Below are 16,148 nucleotides of genomic sequence, written 5' to 3' on the forward strand. Positions count from 1 at the left end.
GTTTCATGCAGAATCTCCTCCAGCATAGGGTATGAGAAAATTCTACTTTTGACATCAGTTATTTTTCGGGGGGATTACCAATTGACTCACATTTTATCTGGAAAAACTTATATGGATGTGACTTTTGAATCCTTACCTTTAGATGATCTCCATCAATTCCAAAAAATATTGAAAACTGAACTAAAAAGTCGTCGAGTACAATCTCATGATCATTTACCAGAATTGACTGTTCCTCCTTTTCATTTGAGCGTCAAAATTGAAGATGCTATTCCAAGGTTAGATCAAAAAGCATTGCTCGATGTAATCTCGAAAATTTCGGATGAAACTTTGGCTGGTTTATCTCAGCAAGCTCATTGCGCATTAAAAAAAAACCAAAATCTAACTGACAAATCATTCAAGGAGTTTTTACGATCATCTATTTATTCAAATGAAAATCGGCACAGTCAGCTTAATACTGAAGGTAATTCGGGATTTGTGTTTGCGAAGCTTTAAAGAGATTTGTTGCACTCTTGTAATACTTTCAAAGAGTGTTGGTCAATAGGGATCTTTATAATTTAAGATCTTTATAAACTACTAAGGATTCTTCTAATTGTTCAGAAAACTAGTGTTTTATAAGGGAGTAATTTTTTTTTAAATTTATTTTCTATAAGCCTTTTTTGGTTTTCAAACACCATATCCTATATTCCATAATATTTTGTAAAATGCTGTACAATTTACAAGTCGAATTTTTATGATTAGCCATATATACGGAAACCCTTATACCTATAGTCGAAACAATGCATTGCAATATAATTTTGCTATGAAATTGCTAAGTAAAATTTCATTTGATACCAAATCTAGAGTGTTAGATATTGGATGTGGTGACGGAGTAATCACTAATGAAATTGCAGCTATTGTTCATGAGGGCTGTGTGATCGGCACCGATATTTCTGAACAAATGATTGAGTTTGCTACTAAAACATATAAGACGCGGAGCAATCTCCGTTTTTTAGTCATGGAGGCAAACCAAAACATATTTAGAGAACAGTTCGATATTATAACTTCATTTAATTGCTTACACTGGGTAAAAGACCAGCAAAACGCACTCCTTGGCATAGCAAGATCTGCACTACCAGGAGCTCAAGTTGCTCTGCTTCTGTCTCATAAAAAATCATTATATCATCTGGTCCTTGATGAACTTTGTTCTAGTAGTAAATGGAAAAATAGTTTTATTGATTTCGTTAGTCCTCGTTCATTTTTCGATCCAAATGATTACAGCGATATGATCGTTAAATCTGGTCTGGAAGTGGTTGATATATCAGAGGAAGAAATGACATATTCTTTTCAATCAAAAGAACATCTTAAAGATTTTTTTAGTGCCGCTGGATCTCAGATCAAACAAATTCCTGAGACCAGGAAAGCTGAATTCTTAAATGACTTTGCGAGCGAATACCTAAAGAATGCGAATTGTTTTCAAGGAAATTCGATACCTGTTGGTTTTTGGTGCTTACAGGTCATAGCTGTTAAACCAAGTCTATGATTAATAAAAAAGATGATTTACAAAAGTCACCAATTAAGCTGTATTCGTAGTGACATATTTTTCTAATATTTAAATCAATTCGTGGAGTAAACATTTTTGCTAATATTCCTCAAATATTTTTTGAATTCTATTAGCATCTGGAGTAACAGTTAATGAGAGTGATAACAGAAGACTTGATTTATGCTGGGATAAGCCTTTGGCTACAATAAGGCCATATTTTTCATTGTAATTTGTATTCCTGGGGTGAGATGTTCTCGTTCAGAATATGGATATTCCCGTATTGACAAAATACCTGAATCTACAGCTTTTTAATAGGTCTGAAATATAACTGGGTTGATATCCTTTACCATCAGCATTAATTACCATCACACTAATCAACAAATTTAAAGTATTATGCAATTATTATTGATTATATCTTGCAGATGCGATATTTTCCCTTACCGTAAAGTGGCTAAATTATTTGGATTTTAGTCGCCACTAATTAGCATGTCCTCAGTATAAAGGAATAAAGATGAAGAGTTATATTATTAAGTTAGTAACAGTGATGTGTTTTTTCTTTGGTTCCAAAGAAATTATATGTGCAACAACAGATTTTACCCCTTATTTTGAAGCAGATTCTGAATTTCAACAGATAGTTGCTAAAGCCACTACTGTTAATAGGATGCCCCGAATTTCAAAAAAACAAAAAGCTGAATTCATTTATATTTTATCAGATAGCAAGCGCTTTTTCGGCTCTAAAACTTTCGATCTCAGAGACCTTTCCTCAGTCTTATTTAAAAAAGATATCTACTTTAACGGATGTCTCCTGTAACTAAAAAATACAGTTTAAAACCGTGAACTTATAAATTAAAAATAGAAGGTAGTTTCTAAGTATGTTTTATTTAAAAGATTTAAAAGAGAAAATTAGTGATTTATACCCTTTGCCTCAGATGATTTTTTTTGTGGTATTAATAACGGTATTTAATGTTTTTTGTAAACCTTATTATGAGAGTTGGAAGTTTGATAGAGAAATAAAAAAAGCATATCCAATATTTGAAATTTTAGAAAAAGCTTCACCACAAGAGTATAAGGATTATTCTAGTAGCATGGGGAAGATGTTAGCAGAAAAAAAAGATAAGAAATTACTAATGCTTCATACGCATAAATTTGTTGACGCACAGATGAGCAAGCTTTTGCCGGTTGCTGATAATAAGTTCATCTATTCAATGATAAGGGACACATTGATTTTTTATAAACAAGTCGAGGATCCAAGTATTATAATTGCTTTTGAGTTTCCAGAGAGTAGAATCATTGATGATGTTTCTATAAAAAAATATGAAAATTATATCCAAAAAATAGCTCTTTCAAAGTATTCTATAATCAAAAATGGACTAGAAAATCCTCAATCTATTTTTTCGGAAGAACAATTTTTATCTGCCAAAAAACAGTTGAAAAATATTATATCTTCCTTAGAGAAAAAATATGGTTCTGAAAATGTATTTCTATTATTTAATGATACTAATAATCCTAAGCTCAATGATGCGATAGCTGCCAAAATATTAATTAATTTATATCAAATGATTCTTGCCCTTGGAGTTGATAAGACAGGAGAGATATATAAGTTCATATATAGTGGTGAGAGGTGGAAGTTTGAGGAAGAAGTAAAAAAAGAGAACCCACCAGGTGAAATTTTAGAAAAAATTGCCTCACAAGAATCTGAGGGCTCTCCTAAAGAGATTTTTGCAGGAAACCAAGAGACTGATTTAGTAGCTGTTCGGATCCGTGAGTATGTTGAGGCACAAATGCAGAAATATTTGCCAATTTCCGATAATAAATCTATCTACGCAATGGCAAGAGAAACACTGAATCTTTATAAAAAAGTTGATAATCCAAATTTTATAATTGCTGCTGAGTTTCCAGAGAGCCGGAGTATTGATTATGCTACTAAATTTAAATATAGAAACGACGCCTTTAAAATAATTCTTTTAAAATATTATATAATCAAGCATGCACTAGAAAATCCACAACCACCTCTTTCATCAGGGCAGATCTTATCTGCCAAAAAGCAGCTAAATAATTTTAAATCTACCTTGAATAAAAAATATGGTTCTGAAAACGTATCTTTATTATTCCATGATACTAATAATCCCAAGTTGAATGAGGCGCTAAGTGCTAAAATATTAATTGATTTCCATCAGAAGATTCTTGATCTTGGAGTTGATAAGGCAGGAGAAATATTCAAATTTTTACACAGCAAAGACCCAAGAAATTGATTGATAAATAGGAGGGCAGGGATACGATTTTGGTAGATGACAGCGTACAGCGTCATGGTAAGCGAGATCAATCTGATTTAATTTGTTCTAACAATTAATATGCTCAAGAGATTTCTATCTTTTTCACTAAATTTTACCGGTCATGGTTCTGTATTGTTGCAGGCTTAGTTAGCAAAAATAGAAGATAGAAAAATTGTACTAAGAAATATTGTTAGCGATAAAGGCATTGGTATGGTTAAAGAAAGGCAGGATGAAATCTATGTTCAATTTAAACAATTAACCCCTTCTTACCAAGGAATTTACAAAGGACTTGGACTTTATGTGTTAAAACAATTTATCGATGAATTAGATGGTGAAATTTATGTAGAAAGCGAGTTGCATAAAGGCACTTGTTTTACTTGTTTGATTCCTTTAAAACTATCCTTTGATAGATGACGAATCAGGTATCGATAAAATGCAAGAAGAACGGAGTACTTCCGCCAGATTGCAACTTGCTGAAGATGAAAAAGGAAGCAAACCACGTATCTTAATTTTCGAAGACAATGCCATAGCCCAATTGGCTGCAAAAGGTATTCTTACTTCGATGAATTGTCAGGCTCTATTTTTGGCTAATTGATTGAATAATAGCAACTTTTAAAAAAGTATCCTGACAATATCTGTCATAATGAAAGATTAATATATCGTTCTCAACATTCAAAAGGAGTCATCGATATGTCGTTTAGTGAGCCTAAATTAGCAATTCTTGATAGTTTTATTGTTTCTGGTTTAAGTGTGCGGACAAAGAATAGTGAAGAGTTTAATCAGAGTACGGCAAAATTGCCCAGGCTTTGGGAGGATTTTGGAGCGGTTGTAATACCTAAGCTCGCTGATTCGAAGGAAAGCTCAGAGGTTTTTGGGGTGTATTCGGATTATGATAGTGATGCCACCGGGTATTACAAAGTAACAGTTGGAATTCCTCTGAGAACTAGGCAAACCTTGTCTGAGTTTTCTACTGTCACAATTCAAGCGGGTAAGTATTTGGTTTTTAGCGGCAAGGGGGTGATGCCTCAAACTGTCATCGAAACGTGGTTGAGGATTTGGTCTTTTTTTGAGTCGCGTCTTGAATATACCCGTAATTTTATTTCTGATTTTGAGCTATATCGTGGTGATGAAATTGATATTTACATCGGTGTAAGGTCTAGTATGTAGACCTTCTGTTAGATGTTCTACAAGTGCCAGCAAATGGCCACAACCAAGTTAAAATTTTCGTAATAGAAATGGAAATACTCCATGAAAAAAATAGTACTATTATTAACTATCTTATGTAGTAAAATATGGTATCTGGAAGTAAATACATTAAAAGCAAAAGTATTGTAAACGATGTTCTTAATTGAAACTTAAGACACGCTTTTTCTATGAGGTAAAATGGAACATAGTTGTTATTGGGTCTATATACTATTGTGTGAAAACAATACTTACTATACCGGATTTACTAATAATCTTTTAAAACGCTACCGATCTCATATTGATGGAACCGGTAAGTGCAAATACACAAGAAGTTTTAAACCCGTTAAGATTGCACAGGCTTGGCTAATTAATGGTGGAAAGGCTGAAGCAATGAGAGTTGAGCGGTTAATAAAAAAATTATCACGTACCGAAAAAGAAAAAATTATTGCTCATCCGTTACAACTCTTATATTAACAGCAAGGAACTATATTTCTTGTTTAAACTACAATACGTTATCAGAAACAATTTAAGAATTTAAAAAAACATATCGCAGGGAATCATTTGTTTTTTGGAGAATAATTTGTCCTAATATCTTTTCTTAGTACTCCACCACAAAAGAAATTATCTAACCAATCTGAGGAGGAGCATACTTCTCAATCCAGTCCTAATCTTAAGTAAATACCTTTTGTAGCTAATTAATCGAGAATTGAAGGGCGTGAAATTATTATTCCGCTAAGCCATCATGAAATCAATTATGGGGTTTTTGCTGGATTTTGGGTTTCATGCCAAGAAAATTTTTCCATTTGCCTGTAGACCTATAAACGTTTGAAAAACTGTCTTTTATTATTTTTATTCCACAACTTAGCTCGTTTTCTAAGGAAAAAGCGCTAAGGCATTGATTCACTTTATTATCAGTTGCGACATAATTTTGACGCTATTAATAATATCTTAACAATCTGCCCTTATATTATACTTATAGTGTTCTGTAAAGGTAAATGAAATGAAATTGCTACCGGTTTGTATCAGAAATGATTGGCTTTATGAAAATACCAGGCGTCAGAAATTTAGAGAAATGGGGCCAAAGGATGTGTTGTCGATTTCTAAAAAAACATTCAAAACAGTTCCGTTGTTAGCTATCGCAACGGCGGGTATGAGCAAAGGTCTGGCGACCCAGGGAATTAGTTTACTAAATTATAGTATGCAGATCTTAAAACAAGCCCATACCGGTATAGCTAATGTAGGAAAAAATAAAGACTGTTCTTTTTATCAAGAAATTGATTTCAATAAGCTGGAAAAACTTGCAGAAATGGTCGATGCGCATCCTGAATTACCTTATGCTAAATTGTGGTTAGTGACCGATGCAGATTTGCCTGTAGTTAATAGGGGAATATTGCTTTATAGCCGAACAGAAGCAGTTAGATTTGTGGAAATGTATAATTCCTTAGAGGATTATACTCAATCTGATTTTTATAAATATAAAGGTATTTCAATTCAAATCAAAGACAGCGATCTTCCGATCTTTGAAGAGGAGCTGCTCAATTATCTCAAAGTACGTGAAAATCGGTTGTGGTCGCAACTTATTAAAATGCCTGAAGTACTGGATGAGCATTTTACCGATGAACTTGTTACTTCAGAGGATAGTGAGCCAGCTATAATACAAATCAATTTTCCTGAAGCGGTGAGTCAAAAAGCGTTAGAAAAATATTTCCCAGGAACTTTGAAATGTCTTGTAACAGAAGAAGAGAAAAAACAGGCCGTCGCTTCTAAAGATAAGCTCCAAAGTACCGCTATCTATGAGGCTCTTGCTAGCTATGCTGATGAGTGGACTGATTCTGAGACTGAGGATGATTCTATAGAAGAGTCCGTTGTCTATGGGGATGAGATAATTGATTCTGAGCCTGAAGATAATGAGTCTACAGAAGAAGAGAAATACGAACAAAAAACGGCTGCAGGTAAAGAAAAACCGATATCATATTTACATAGAAACAGGGGAGAGGTTGTTGCTACCAGAACAACTACTGTTTCTGCTCAACCGGATCTAACTCCTCAAGCCAGAGGTAACTTAACTAAAGAAAGCGCTACTCAGTCTTCATCGATTGATTCAGATCTATATCCTCAAGCTGGAGGAGGGCTCGTTAAAAAAAGTGCCTTAGCTCAGTCGATGAGTAAAGGAGTTTTTAAAACTAAAGAAAAAGCAACCCCATCTGATGAGTTGGCTAGGGCTCCCGATTCTGACTCCACGTTCAAATATTGACAGGGTTTATAACCGTACTAAAAGAGAATAATTTGATTGATTGACCAATATGGGTTAATATTGGTCATCTGGATTTTTAATGTGCAAAGGTTATGCGTAGTAAAAAGGAAAAAAGCGCTCAGGGTAGTGCAAATGATAGCGCTCAAGATAACAGTACTCAAAATCAAAAAAGCAACAGTTTTACCCAACAACCCCCGATGATTCGTTATGCGCTAAAAAACCATCTTAAACGTATGCAGGAATATTTACGCAAAAAGGGCAAGATTGCTCTAGAAGAAAGAGAAAAAGAGACCAATGGATCAGCTTTTCATCTGGCAGCGTATCAAGGTCATCTTGATATTTTAAAGTATCTAGTTCGTTTTGCAGGTAAACAACATTTACTTGAGGTTAACAAGGAAGGTTCTTCTGTTCTGGATATTGCTCTTGATAGTCGCAGGCCATCAGCAAGAGTTGTTATTTATCTCCTATTCGATATAAAAGTCCCTTTTAGTCAAAAAACGTTAGCATTGTTGAAGAAAAAAAAGGGAACTTTTGTTCAGGAAATAGAAAAAACTTTCTCAGAACCTGAAAAAACTTTTTATCTTCAACAAATGAATAAGTTATTAGATCTTGCGGGTCAACCTGATTGGAGAGAGAGTAGACGAGCCAATTTTGCTAAGCCTCCTAGTTTATTTCAGCTTGCTGCTCGCTCAAGTTTCTTCCTTAAAGATCTTAAAGGAAAAATGCAAATTTTGCCTGTAGACGTTCAAGAGAAAATGACGGATCAAATACTGCTTGAATGCGAAGAAGACCTACTTGGGAAGTTAATACTAAAATAAAAGCTATAATCTGCAACTGATGTATCTCCACCATTTAGTGGTCATTTTTAGGTTTGGATCTCATTAAAATTCCGCCGCTTCATATATTCTATTAAATTTTTCGGACGATAAGTTTCATCATTTAAATAGCGTTCTAGAACTGAGGAGTGAAGTGATTGGCAGCTTTCTTTTCTTGGATCTGCGATTTTTTGATCAATCGGTCTAAAATACGGGGGAATAAGTCGATAAAACCCGGTTCTAGAGTTTCCACAGGACTGCATAAAGTTTGGTTTAAGGTCAAGTTGAGCAAGCCCTAAACCCAGGCTGCTTGCTTTATCGGCCATCCACTCAAGGGCGATATCAGACAAACCCGCTGTCGCATAACCTCCGCCCACATCACTATGGACGCCAACAAACCAAACTTGTTCCAATATTTGATGAGTACCTTTTTCCTTTTCCCACAAGGCAGGATGAAAATACAAACGCTGTTCATCAATGGCTACAGCCTGATAGGCATGTTTGACGTTTGCACCTAGATGATAATCATGAAAACTATGTCGTCGACTAAATAGTCCGTTGAGCAACAAGGGATTTCCTAAAGTACCGACTGTATCCCAAACGCCAATAAATTTAATTGGCGTAAGATTCTCTAACGCATAAGTTCGCCGAAAAAGAGTCGATTCGATCAATCGAGGCTGTGATGCAGGCGAGCGTGATCTATAAAGCTTGAACGCTTGATCGATTTTATCGATGGCATTGAGTCGAAGAATGCCGCAATTGCGAATCATTCCCGCCAAGCTTCTCACAGTGAAAGCGCCACGACTAAAACCAAAAAAGAATAACTCATCGCCTACTTCGTAATTGTGAATAAGATAGCGGTAAGCATTTAACATGTTTTCAGATAAACCGTTTCCTGTAATGCCATCAATAAGTCGATTTAACCGACTTCCAGAAGTACCAATTCCGGTTTCATAAAACATCATCTGCTTGATGTTGGCGCTAGTTGTTAATACGGCGTTAGCAATCTTTGCAACATTAGTTTTTACAGGAACGCCATTGATTTTATTATCCGGAGAGTCCCAGGTTCCATCACAACAGATAACAATGCGTTTCAAGAGCTTAATCCTTTAGCGAGTGGCGTATACAATGATTCCACCCATTTTCTCCTCTCTAACATTAATTAAGAGTTGTTGATAACTATCATACATTTGCTTAAATAAAGAGAGATCAAACTGGGCGACGATCGCTTCTTTTTTCGTCTCAAAATAATGTAGCAATTGAACATACCAATGTTCAAATTGAGTACTAATGTCTAAACTCGTTTTAAAATGCCAGCCTGCTGCTGAGAGTTGTTCTTTTAATTCAGGCAAATAAATAGGATGGAATCGCGAAGCAGTTTTTGACCACGGGAAAGGACTCTCAAGAGGGGAAGCATGAGGACGAGAATAGTCAAAAATCATTAAGTTGCATCCCTCCTCTGCCAAACCTGCAAATTGATGAAGCGCATTTTGTTGCGAGGAAAAAGAAAAGAAAGAATTAAAACAATAAATGACATTAAAGGTTTGCGGTATTTCCAATTGTAAAATGTCCCCCTGAACGAAAGAGACTTCCGGGTAATGTTTTTTTGCATACTGAATAAGTTCATTATCTAAATCAATGCCGGTAATTTCACCCCAATTTCGTTGTTGTAAATAATGAGCTGTTCCTCCTAAACCACAGCCGACATCAAGAAGTCGCTGAGACTGGTTTTTGGGAATGGGCGCCATAGCGAGCTGAATCGCTTCAACTTCACCAGGATGAGCAAAATCACCGTGTCGGGCATAGGCTAGTAATTGCTTGGTTTGACTCATATTTTTCTCAAGATTTTGAAGTGAATAATTTAAACTAGCATTTTTTGCGAACAAGTTTAATCCTTTTAACTAATTTCTTGATGAACATAGCTTCAGCGATGGGTAAGCAGCAGTTTTTTTAATTTTGCTTGATAGACAACCCAATTAGGACAGAATACAATCAAAAAGCGCTAATTATATATTAAGGACTAATATGTTAAGGAAAACGCGTGGACTTGGAGTGCTTTCTTTATTAGCAGCAAGCCCCAGTTTTGCTGGTTTCTATGTTGGTGGTGCCTTTGGTCCAGAAGCTGCAAGATTTAGCCAGAAGGCGCATGTCCAGCGCTTAGGTGATTTTGATGTGGTGGCTAAGCAACGCTTAGGGGCAGTTGGATTTTTTGGTACTATTTTTGCGGGTTTTAGCTATATCTATAAACAAATTTTTGTAGCCGCTGAAGTCAATGGTACCTGGAGCTCTCTTGAATATAAATTGACCAATGATGAATATCTTCATCGAAATTTCCAGAAAAACAGATTCACTATCAGAAACAGTTATGGTGTGAGTGCCTTACCAGGTTTTCTTATTTCTCCCGATACTACACTCTATGGTCGTATTGGCTATGCTAATGGTAGAGTGAAAATTTTTGAGGGGGCGGATCCTTCAATACAAAGTTCTTCGTCAAGAAAAAGTGGTCTGCGCTGGGGGGCTGGTATTCGCCATGCTTTCACAGAGAAGCTTTCTGTGATGGTGGACTTTAGTGCAATTACTTATCGAAGCGTCCATAGTTTTGTTTATGATCCCAATGGTCAAGTGACCAAATCTACAAAAATTACTCCTCAAACAGGTCAAGTGGCCTTTGGTTTAATCTATCGGTTCGATGCACCTCCACCGGCAGTTTATGTAAAATAAAAGGTTGGTCCTTAACCTAATGGCGCTGCTTTAAGGATTTTTTATAACTACATTTCTAACCCGTCCCTACGTTTTGCGGACGTAGGCGGAGGGTTTTTAATTCTTAAGGCACAGTCTCCGGTATTATTACCGCATGATTTTATCATCAAGCCAATTAAACAATAATTTTTGTGTCGACTCTGGTGCTTCATCAATACTTTGTAGACAAACAAATGGAATATTATTTTTTTTGTCTGCACGCGCCAAGCGTGACTTAATTTTAGCTAGAGAATGAAAACCACCATTAACTGTCATTACTTTTAGCGAAGAGTCAAAAATGACATTTCCTCTTTGAATTTCCTGATGTTGAATCAAGGAAATGGGCCAAAATTGTTTAGGATCGCGCAAGGGGTGGCTTAAATTTTCGGCTAGTAATTGAGGGTTTTCTCGAAAGCAACGTTCAAAAATTGTTTTTTTAACCGGATAGGGTGCATGGGGGAGATGAAAAAAATGCTTCTGAAACCCTGCAAGTTTCGCACTTTTTTCTTGTACTGCTCGATGTGGGTTGTCTATTGTCCAATTTTGCCTTGTTTTCAAGAAATAATTTTTTAACTTATTATGCCATTTTTGTTCAAACTGAACGCTCCATTCACCACGCAAGACAAGTTTATTATTCCGAAAAAAATCCGCTGGGGACACAGGCCGAATCAGTGAAAAATCGTCATTAAAATAAATAAATTGCTCAGAGATCCCTGGGATACGCCATAAAACGGTTTCGATGGTCAAGCTATTAAAAGTGGGTAAATAGTTTTCAAATCCGAAGAAGATATCTCGATGATCAATGAGTTTTATCTTCTCTGCATGAGCAGTCCCTTCTAATTGCTTAATAATAGCTGGAATTTGATTGTCGGTGACAATATAAATAGTTCTCAGCCAAGGTGCAAAACGCAGTAAGGACATGACACAGTAGCTCAATTCCCCTCGCTCATTAAATCGTGTAGGCGCGGCACCTGCTGAACGTTTGATACCATGTTTTAGACAGTAATTTGTTAATTTTTCAGCGTGCGCTTGATCACTACCATCGACCCAGGTAATGACTGCATCCACTGCTTCATTGGAAATCATTAGAAGCTCAAACTATTATTCAAAAGTGCAGAGTATAACGCTCATCGCGATACTATATCAAAGTTTTGGGTATTTTTTTCTCTATTTGCAAGCAATGTTTGTAGCGTCAGTGTCAGCATTTGGCAGAGCTTTGATAAAGATTCGGTACTGTTCATTAAAGTTTGATTTGATTCGATTTCAATCCCTGCGTAGTCGTCATCGATAAAGCGTTTACGTAGAGCTGAGGTAAATCCGTCGCTGATACCTCTGTAAGGGTAATTCAAACGTACTCTTAAATCAGATTTTTGTTGTTTAAATTGTTGTTGCCAAAGTGTTGCAAGTTTTTTTTCATTATTTCGTTTGGGATCGTAGAGGAAACCCACATCCGTATTGCGGTTAAGATTATTTAATACTGGCGTGAAACTATGCATGGATAAATGCAACACTAATTTTTCTTGCTGGATGTGCTTTTTTATAATTTCTTCAACTTGCTGACGGTAGGGTAAATAGTATTGTTCAATAATTAGGGCTTTTTCTTCTTTCGATAAAATAGTCGTGATTTCAGAAAAGCAATTTCGATGATGTAGACTACGGTTGCAGTCAATTAGCAAACGAGTGGCTTGTGCTAGTACAAGTTCGCAATTAAATTGTTGGCTAAAAAAAAGCGCAATGGCTTGGGCCCCTAAATCGAGGCCGCGATGAGTTTCTAATAATTCCAAATGTGAGGCGAAGAGGTTTCGGTAAGTATGCGGAACAGTATTTACTGCATGTTCACAGCTGACAATAAGCGCAATTTCTTTCATGTGGGATTAAAAACCTGATTTGTTAACAGACAATGCCCTAACTGGCGATAAACGCGTGTTAAAGTCGGTTTGCTAAAATCATTTCCACAGGCGCGTACGATTCGCTCGCTTAAATTACCCTGACTCAAAATATATTCAAGAGCCTGTTGAGTGGGCCTATCCATATCGCTGCTCACCCGTTCAATAAGCTGAGACCAAACCTGCTGGGCGCTCATTTTTCGTTTAGGGAGTTGCCATTGGCTGCAGAGTTCGGAATCATCGATAGTTGTTGCTAACCCCGTTGTTATCGTTTGATCATAGACCGCTCGCAAGCGTTTAATATCGCAGGGCTTGTCTAAATAATAGCTCGAACTCGCTTGCCAATTTTTCAAGATTGCATGAATTGCGAGAGCAATAGCAATATCTGATTGAACGCATTCTTGTGAATCAAGAAGACGAATTTCGATCGCTTTGTAATCAAATTTAGGAATTGCTGCGCGAGAATTGAGCCATTCATGTTGCAAAATTCCTTGAGAATCAAAGCGACTAATGTCTTTATACATTGGTTCTAAGATTTCTTGTCGATATTGGGCTTCAGAACTTATGAATTCAGGAATAATCTCACCACTAATCGAAGGGATACGTTGCTGATTCTTGCCATAATAATACAAACGCGAATCACTCATACCCGTTTTTTTTCCGTCTAAAAAGGGTGTGCTTGCGGCAATAGCCGGTAATAAAGGCAAAATCAAACGAATTAAATTATGGAGCTGACAAAATTCTTCATCGTTGGCAAAGGGCATATTGACATGCACAGATTGCAAATTGGCCCAGCCATGCCCTTGACAATTGAAGATAGAATCATATTGACGATAAATCGCCATATTGCCATGCGGCCAGCGCTTTGTTTCAGACAGGGGATCCATCCAAGGATGGGCTCCCGTTGGCAGTAAGCACAAATTATGTTGAGTCAATAAAGGTTGTAATTGCTCTATCGTTTGTTGAAATTGTTGCACTATCGGGGCGTTGCTTGGTTTAGGCCCATTGTTTTTTAATTCAAGAACATGCAAGACTAGCTCATTACTCGCGGCAATATCGCCTAATTCCACTTCATTGACTTGTTTTCCTGCCAAAGCGCTCAAAATAACATCGCTTTTGGGCTGTACATTTAATTTTTCAGGATCGACAAGCATATACTCAATTTCAATCCCTAATACAGAAAAAAGTGAATAATCAGACATAGCCATGCTTCCTGCGAATACGTTGTAAAAAGACATTCATAATGTGTTCATAAAGTGCTTCGCCCACAAGCTTATCTTCGACACCAAAATCAATATTGGGATTGTCGTTTACTTCAATGACGTAATGCTTATCGCCCTGACTTTTAATATCTACCCCATATAACCCGTCGCCAATTAAGCGGGTACATTTTAATGCCGTTTTAATGATGGCTTCGGGGACTTCATGGACAGGAATTGTTTCATGAGGGCCTTCTATTTTTTCACTCATAGTGTCCTTTTTCGGACTCATCGCGTCTTTCTCATCCATCGCATCCCAGTTATAAATTTGCCAATGGTTTTTAGCCATATAGTAGCGGCAAGCGAAAATAGGTTTATTGTCTAAGATACCAATTCGCCAATCATATTCGGTCGGAATAAAAGGTTGAATTAACACTAAATCAGAGATTTTAAAAAATTGAGTGAGCGATTTTTGTAAGGCTTTTGAATCATCCAATTTAATAACGCCGTGTGAAAAAGCGCTATCCGGGCGTTTTAAGACACAGGGAAATTCAATATTGGGAATATCTTTATCGTATTTGCTAATAAACGTGGTATCAGGCGTTAAAATTTGATGGCTACGCATTAATTCAGCCAAATAAACTTTATTACTGCATTTGACAATAGATTGCGGATCATCGATAACGACAAGGTTTTCTTGGGCTGCTCGCCTTGCCATGCGGTAAGTGTAATGATTCACTGCTGTTGTCGCGCGAATAAATAAGGCATCATATTCGGCAATACTTCGGCTATCATTTCTTTCTATAAAATCAACGTTTAAGCCCAGTGATTCACCAACATTCGCAAAAATATCCAGCGCTTTCCTATTTGATGGGGCGTTGGGTTCGGTGGGATCGATAAGGATAGCTAAATCATGAAAACGTTGTTTTTTACGCCATTGATGGAAGCGTTTTTTAGATAGGTAAGATTCTGCTGCCTGTTGCATGAATTCCTGGTGATTGGGCGGAATGTCATCAGGAGATAGAATTTGTAATCCTTTAATCCGCCATAGTTTTTTCTTTTCAAAAGTAAAGCGCAATAGTGGCAAGGGAAATAAGCCATGTAATTTTTTAGCCAAAGAGGCATGACATTTGGCCATATTTTGACCAAAATAAAGGCTGAATACAAATTCCTCCGTTTTGATGTCATGTAAGCTGTGTTGAATCTCGTCATCCACATCTTGTGAAATAAATTTAGAGAGTGTTGAACTTAAAACATCTTGAATACTATCTACCGAGGGAATCGCTTTATGGTCGCGTGCATGAGCAAGTAATGAGACATAATAGCCTATTGTTTGATGCTCATAAGAGCGGCAAAGGTTGATGACCCGCACAGATTTACTTTGATGATAATTGGCATTGGATAAGTAATCTGAGGCATGAATAATTGAGGCAAGAGGGGATAAAAAGCGCCAGCTCGAGGGTTCATCCGTAACGATTATAGTTTCCATTTAAACACCTTTCGGTTTAATAATTAATAAGTTAGCATCATAAGTTAAAACACCAAGTAGAATCGCATTAATAAGACGATTCGAACTTACTTTATAATAGTTGTCATGTGAAATTGGATTCTCTCGATGTGGATCGGCCACCACAATCAGTTTTTTTCTTTCATCATAACCACACAATACAACAAAATGGCCACAAGGGGTACCGCGTATATCATCATAGATGGACTCCCCTATCTTGGAAAAACGTTCACGTGAACTATGATAGAGATAGGTGGCACTAAGACCTGTTAAAATAGGAATATTTTTTTGAAAATAGTGTTTTAATAATTGTACACTCAGAGTATGAAACCGCACTCGCCCACCCAACGCTAAGTACTTTAAATAAGCTTCACTTGCTTGGATGATTGCTTTGTTTCGTTTATGTTTCATTTGTGCGACTAACTTGCTCGCTAAATTTTTTTGACAGATCTCATTATCTTGATCGGCTGAAAACCACCAGGTTGGGTCAAATACATCGAGATTATTGATATAAATCGTTGCACTAAAACCATGCTCTAAGGCATGTTTGCCTAACATTGGAGCTAGAGTTCCGCCCGAAAGCGAGCGCTCTACGGTGCTAACAACCTGTTCCAGACTGATATCTAAGCCATAATAGCGATAGATAGCATGCAAGCTAGTAGGGCCGCAACTTTCGTCGTCAGGTTGAGTGTGGATAATCAAATCAATCATCGCAGCCTAAGCGTCATGGTAAATCGTCTATTCTTCAGTTAACGTTAGACTCCGCTAGTC

Annotated in this window: 18 protein-coding genes; 11 read left to right on the forward strand and 7 right to left on the reverse strand. The window is 36.7% G+C overall.

What is annotated here, in order from left to right; all coding sequences use genetic code 11:
* Positions 1-81: 81 nt before the first annotated feature.
* The 10 genes from Lnau_RS01020 to Lnau_RS01060 all read left to right on the forward strand — a co-directional run bounded on the left by Lnau_RS01020 (position 82) and on the right by Lnau_RS01060 (position 8,049).
* Positions 82-492 carry a hypothetical protein gene (locus Lnau_RS01020; protein WP_133134933.1) on the forward strand — a complete coding sequence of 137 codons (411 nt, stop codon included), beginning with the start codon at positions 82-84 and terminating at the stop codon, positions 490-492.
* Between the two features lie 307 nt (positions 493-799).
* Positions 800-1,519 (forward strand): methyltransferase domain-containing protein, encoded by a 720-nt coding sequence (locus Lnau_RS01025; protein WP_058503295.1) that lies wholly within the window; start codon positions 800-802, stop codon positions 1,517-1,519.
* A 511-nt stretch (positions 1,520-2,030) separates the two neighbouring features.
* Positions 2,031-2,330, forward strand: coding sequence for a hypothetical protein (locus Lnau_RS01030; RefSeq protein ID WP_058503296.1), 300 nt, complete (start codon positions 2,031-2,033; stop codon positions 2,328-2,330).
* 61 nt (positions 2,331-2,391) lie between these two features.
* A complete protein-coding gene (locus Lnau_RS01035; protein WP_058503297.1) occupies positions 2,392-3,771 on the forward strand; it encodes a hypothetical protein in 1,380 nt (459 codons plus the stop codon).
* Between the two features lie 231 nt (positions 3,772-4,002).
* Entirely contained in the window at positions 4,003-4,206 is a 204-nt protein-coding gene (locus Lnau_RS01040; protein WP_058503298.1) for an ATP-binding protein, read from the forward strand.
* Between the two features lie 19 nt (positions 4,207-4,225).
* Positions 4,226-4,387 (forward strand): hypothetical protein, encoded by a 162-nt coding sequence (locus Lnau_RS16290; protein WP_157070608.1) that lies wholly within the window; start codon positions 4,226-4,228, stop codon positions 4,385-4,387.
* A 95-nt stretch (positions 4,388-4,482) separates the two neighbouring features.
* The gene (locus Lnau_RS01045; RefSeq protein WP_058503299.1) at positions 4,483-4,959 is read left to right on the forward strand and encodes a GyrI-like domain-containing protein; all 477 of its coding nucleotides are present in this window, start codon (positions 4,483-4,485) and stop codon (positions 4,957-4,959) included.
* Positions 4,960-5,175: 216 nt separating this feature from the next.
* Positions 5,176-5,451, forward strand: a complete 276-nt coding sequence (locus Lnau_RS01050; protein ID WP_058503300.1) for a GIY-YIG nuclease family protein — start codon at positions 5,176-5,178, stop codon at positions 5,449-5,451.
* Between the two features lie 526 nt (positions 5,452-5,977).
* Positions 5,978-7,231, forward strand: coding sequence for a hypothetical protein (locus Lnau_RS01055; RefSeq protein WP_058503301.1), 1,254 nt, complete (start codon positions 5,978-5,980; stop codon positions 7,229-7,231).
* Positions 7,232-7,428: 197 nt separating this feature from the next.
* Positions 7,429-8,049 (forward strand): ankyrin repeat domain-containing protein, encoded by a 621-nt coding sequence (locus tag Lnau_RS01060; RefSeq protein WP_133134932.1) that lies wholly within the window; start codon positions 7,429-7,431, stop codon positions 8,047-8,049.
* A 47-nt stretch (positions 8,050-8,096) separates the two neighbouring features.
* Here the strand turns inward: Lnau_RS01060 and Lnau_RS01065 are convergent, their stop codons facing one another.
* Positions 8,097-9,143, reverse strand: a complete 1,047-nt coding sequence (locus tag Lnau_RS01065) for a DUF2235 domain-containing protein (protein WP_058503303.1) — start codon at positions 9,141-9,143, stop codon at positions 8,097-8,099.
* A 12-nt stretch (positions 9,144-9,155) separates the two neighbouring features.
* A complete protein-coding gene (locus Lnau_RS01070; RefSeq protein ID WP_058503304.1) occupies positions 9,156-9,932 on the reverse strand; it encodes a class I SAM-dependent methyltransferase in 777 nt (258 codons plus the stop codon).
* Positions 9,933-10,071: 139 nt separating this feature from the next.
* Between Lnau_RS01070 and Lnau_RS01075 the strand changes: the two genes are divergently transcribed.
* A complete protein-coding gene (locus Lnau_RS01075) occupies positions 10,072-10,767 on the forward strand; it encodes an outer membrane protein (protein WP_058503305.1) in 696 nt (231 codons plus the stop codon).
* 126 nt (positions 10,768-10,893) lie between these two features.
* Here Lnau_RS01075 and Lnau_RS01080 read toward each other — a convergent pair whose 3' ends face one another.
* The 5 genes from Lnau_RS01080 to Lnau_RS01100 are packed head-to-tail and all read right to left on the reverse strand — an operon-like array spanning position 10,894 to position 16,088.
* Entirely contained in the window at positions 10,894-11,871 is a 978-nt protein-coding gene (locus Lnau_RS01080; RefSeq protein ID WP_058503306.1) for a Stealth CR1 domain-containing protein, read from the reverse strand.
* A 41-nt stretch (positions 11,872-11,912) separates the two neighbouring features.
* Positions 11,913-12,653 carry an N-formylglutamate amidohydrolase gene (locus Lnau_RS01085; protein WP_058503307.1) on the reverse strand — a complete coding sequence of 247 codons (741 nt, stop codon included), beginning with the start codon at positions 12,651-12,653 and terminating at the stop codon, positions 11,913-11,915.
* Positions 12,650-13,873, reverse strand: coding sequence for a glutamate-cysteine ligase family protein (locus Lnau_RS01090; protein WP_058503308.1), 1,224 nt, complete (start codon positions 13,871-13,873; stop codon positions 12,650-12,652). The genes Lnau_RS01085 and Lnau_RS01090 overlap by 4 nt, the downstream gene beginning before the upstream one ends.
* Entirely contained in the window at positions 13,866-15,359 is a 1,494-nt protein-coding gene (locus Lnau_RS01095; RefSeq protein ID WP_058503309.1) for a RimK family protein, read from the reverse strand. The genes Lnau_RS01090 and Lnau_RS01095 overlap by 8 nt, the downstream gene beginning before the upstream one ends.
* Positions 15,360-16,088 (reverse strand): C39 family peptidase, encoded by a 729-nt coding sequence (locus tag Lnau_RS01100; protein ID WP_058503310.1) that lies wholly within the window; start codon positions 16,086-16,088, stop codon positions 15,360-15,362.
* Positions 16,089-16,148: the final 60 nt, after the last annotated feature.

Source organism: Legionella nautarum, assembly GCF_001467895.1.
In the GTDB taxonomy this organism is placed as follows: Bacteria; Pseudomonadota; Gammaproteobacteria; order Legionellales; family Legionellaceae; genus Tatlockia; species Tatlockia nautarum.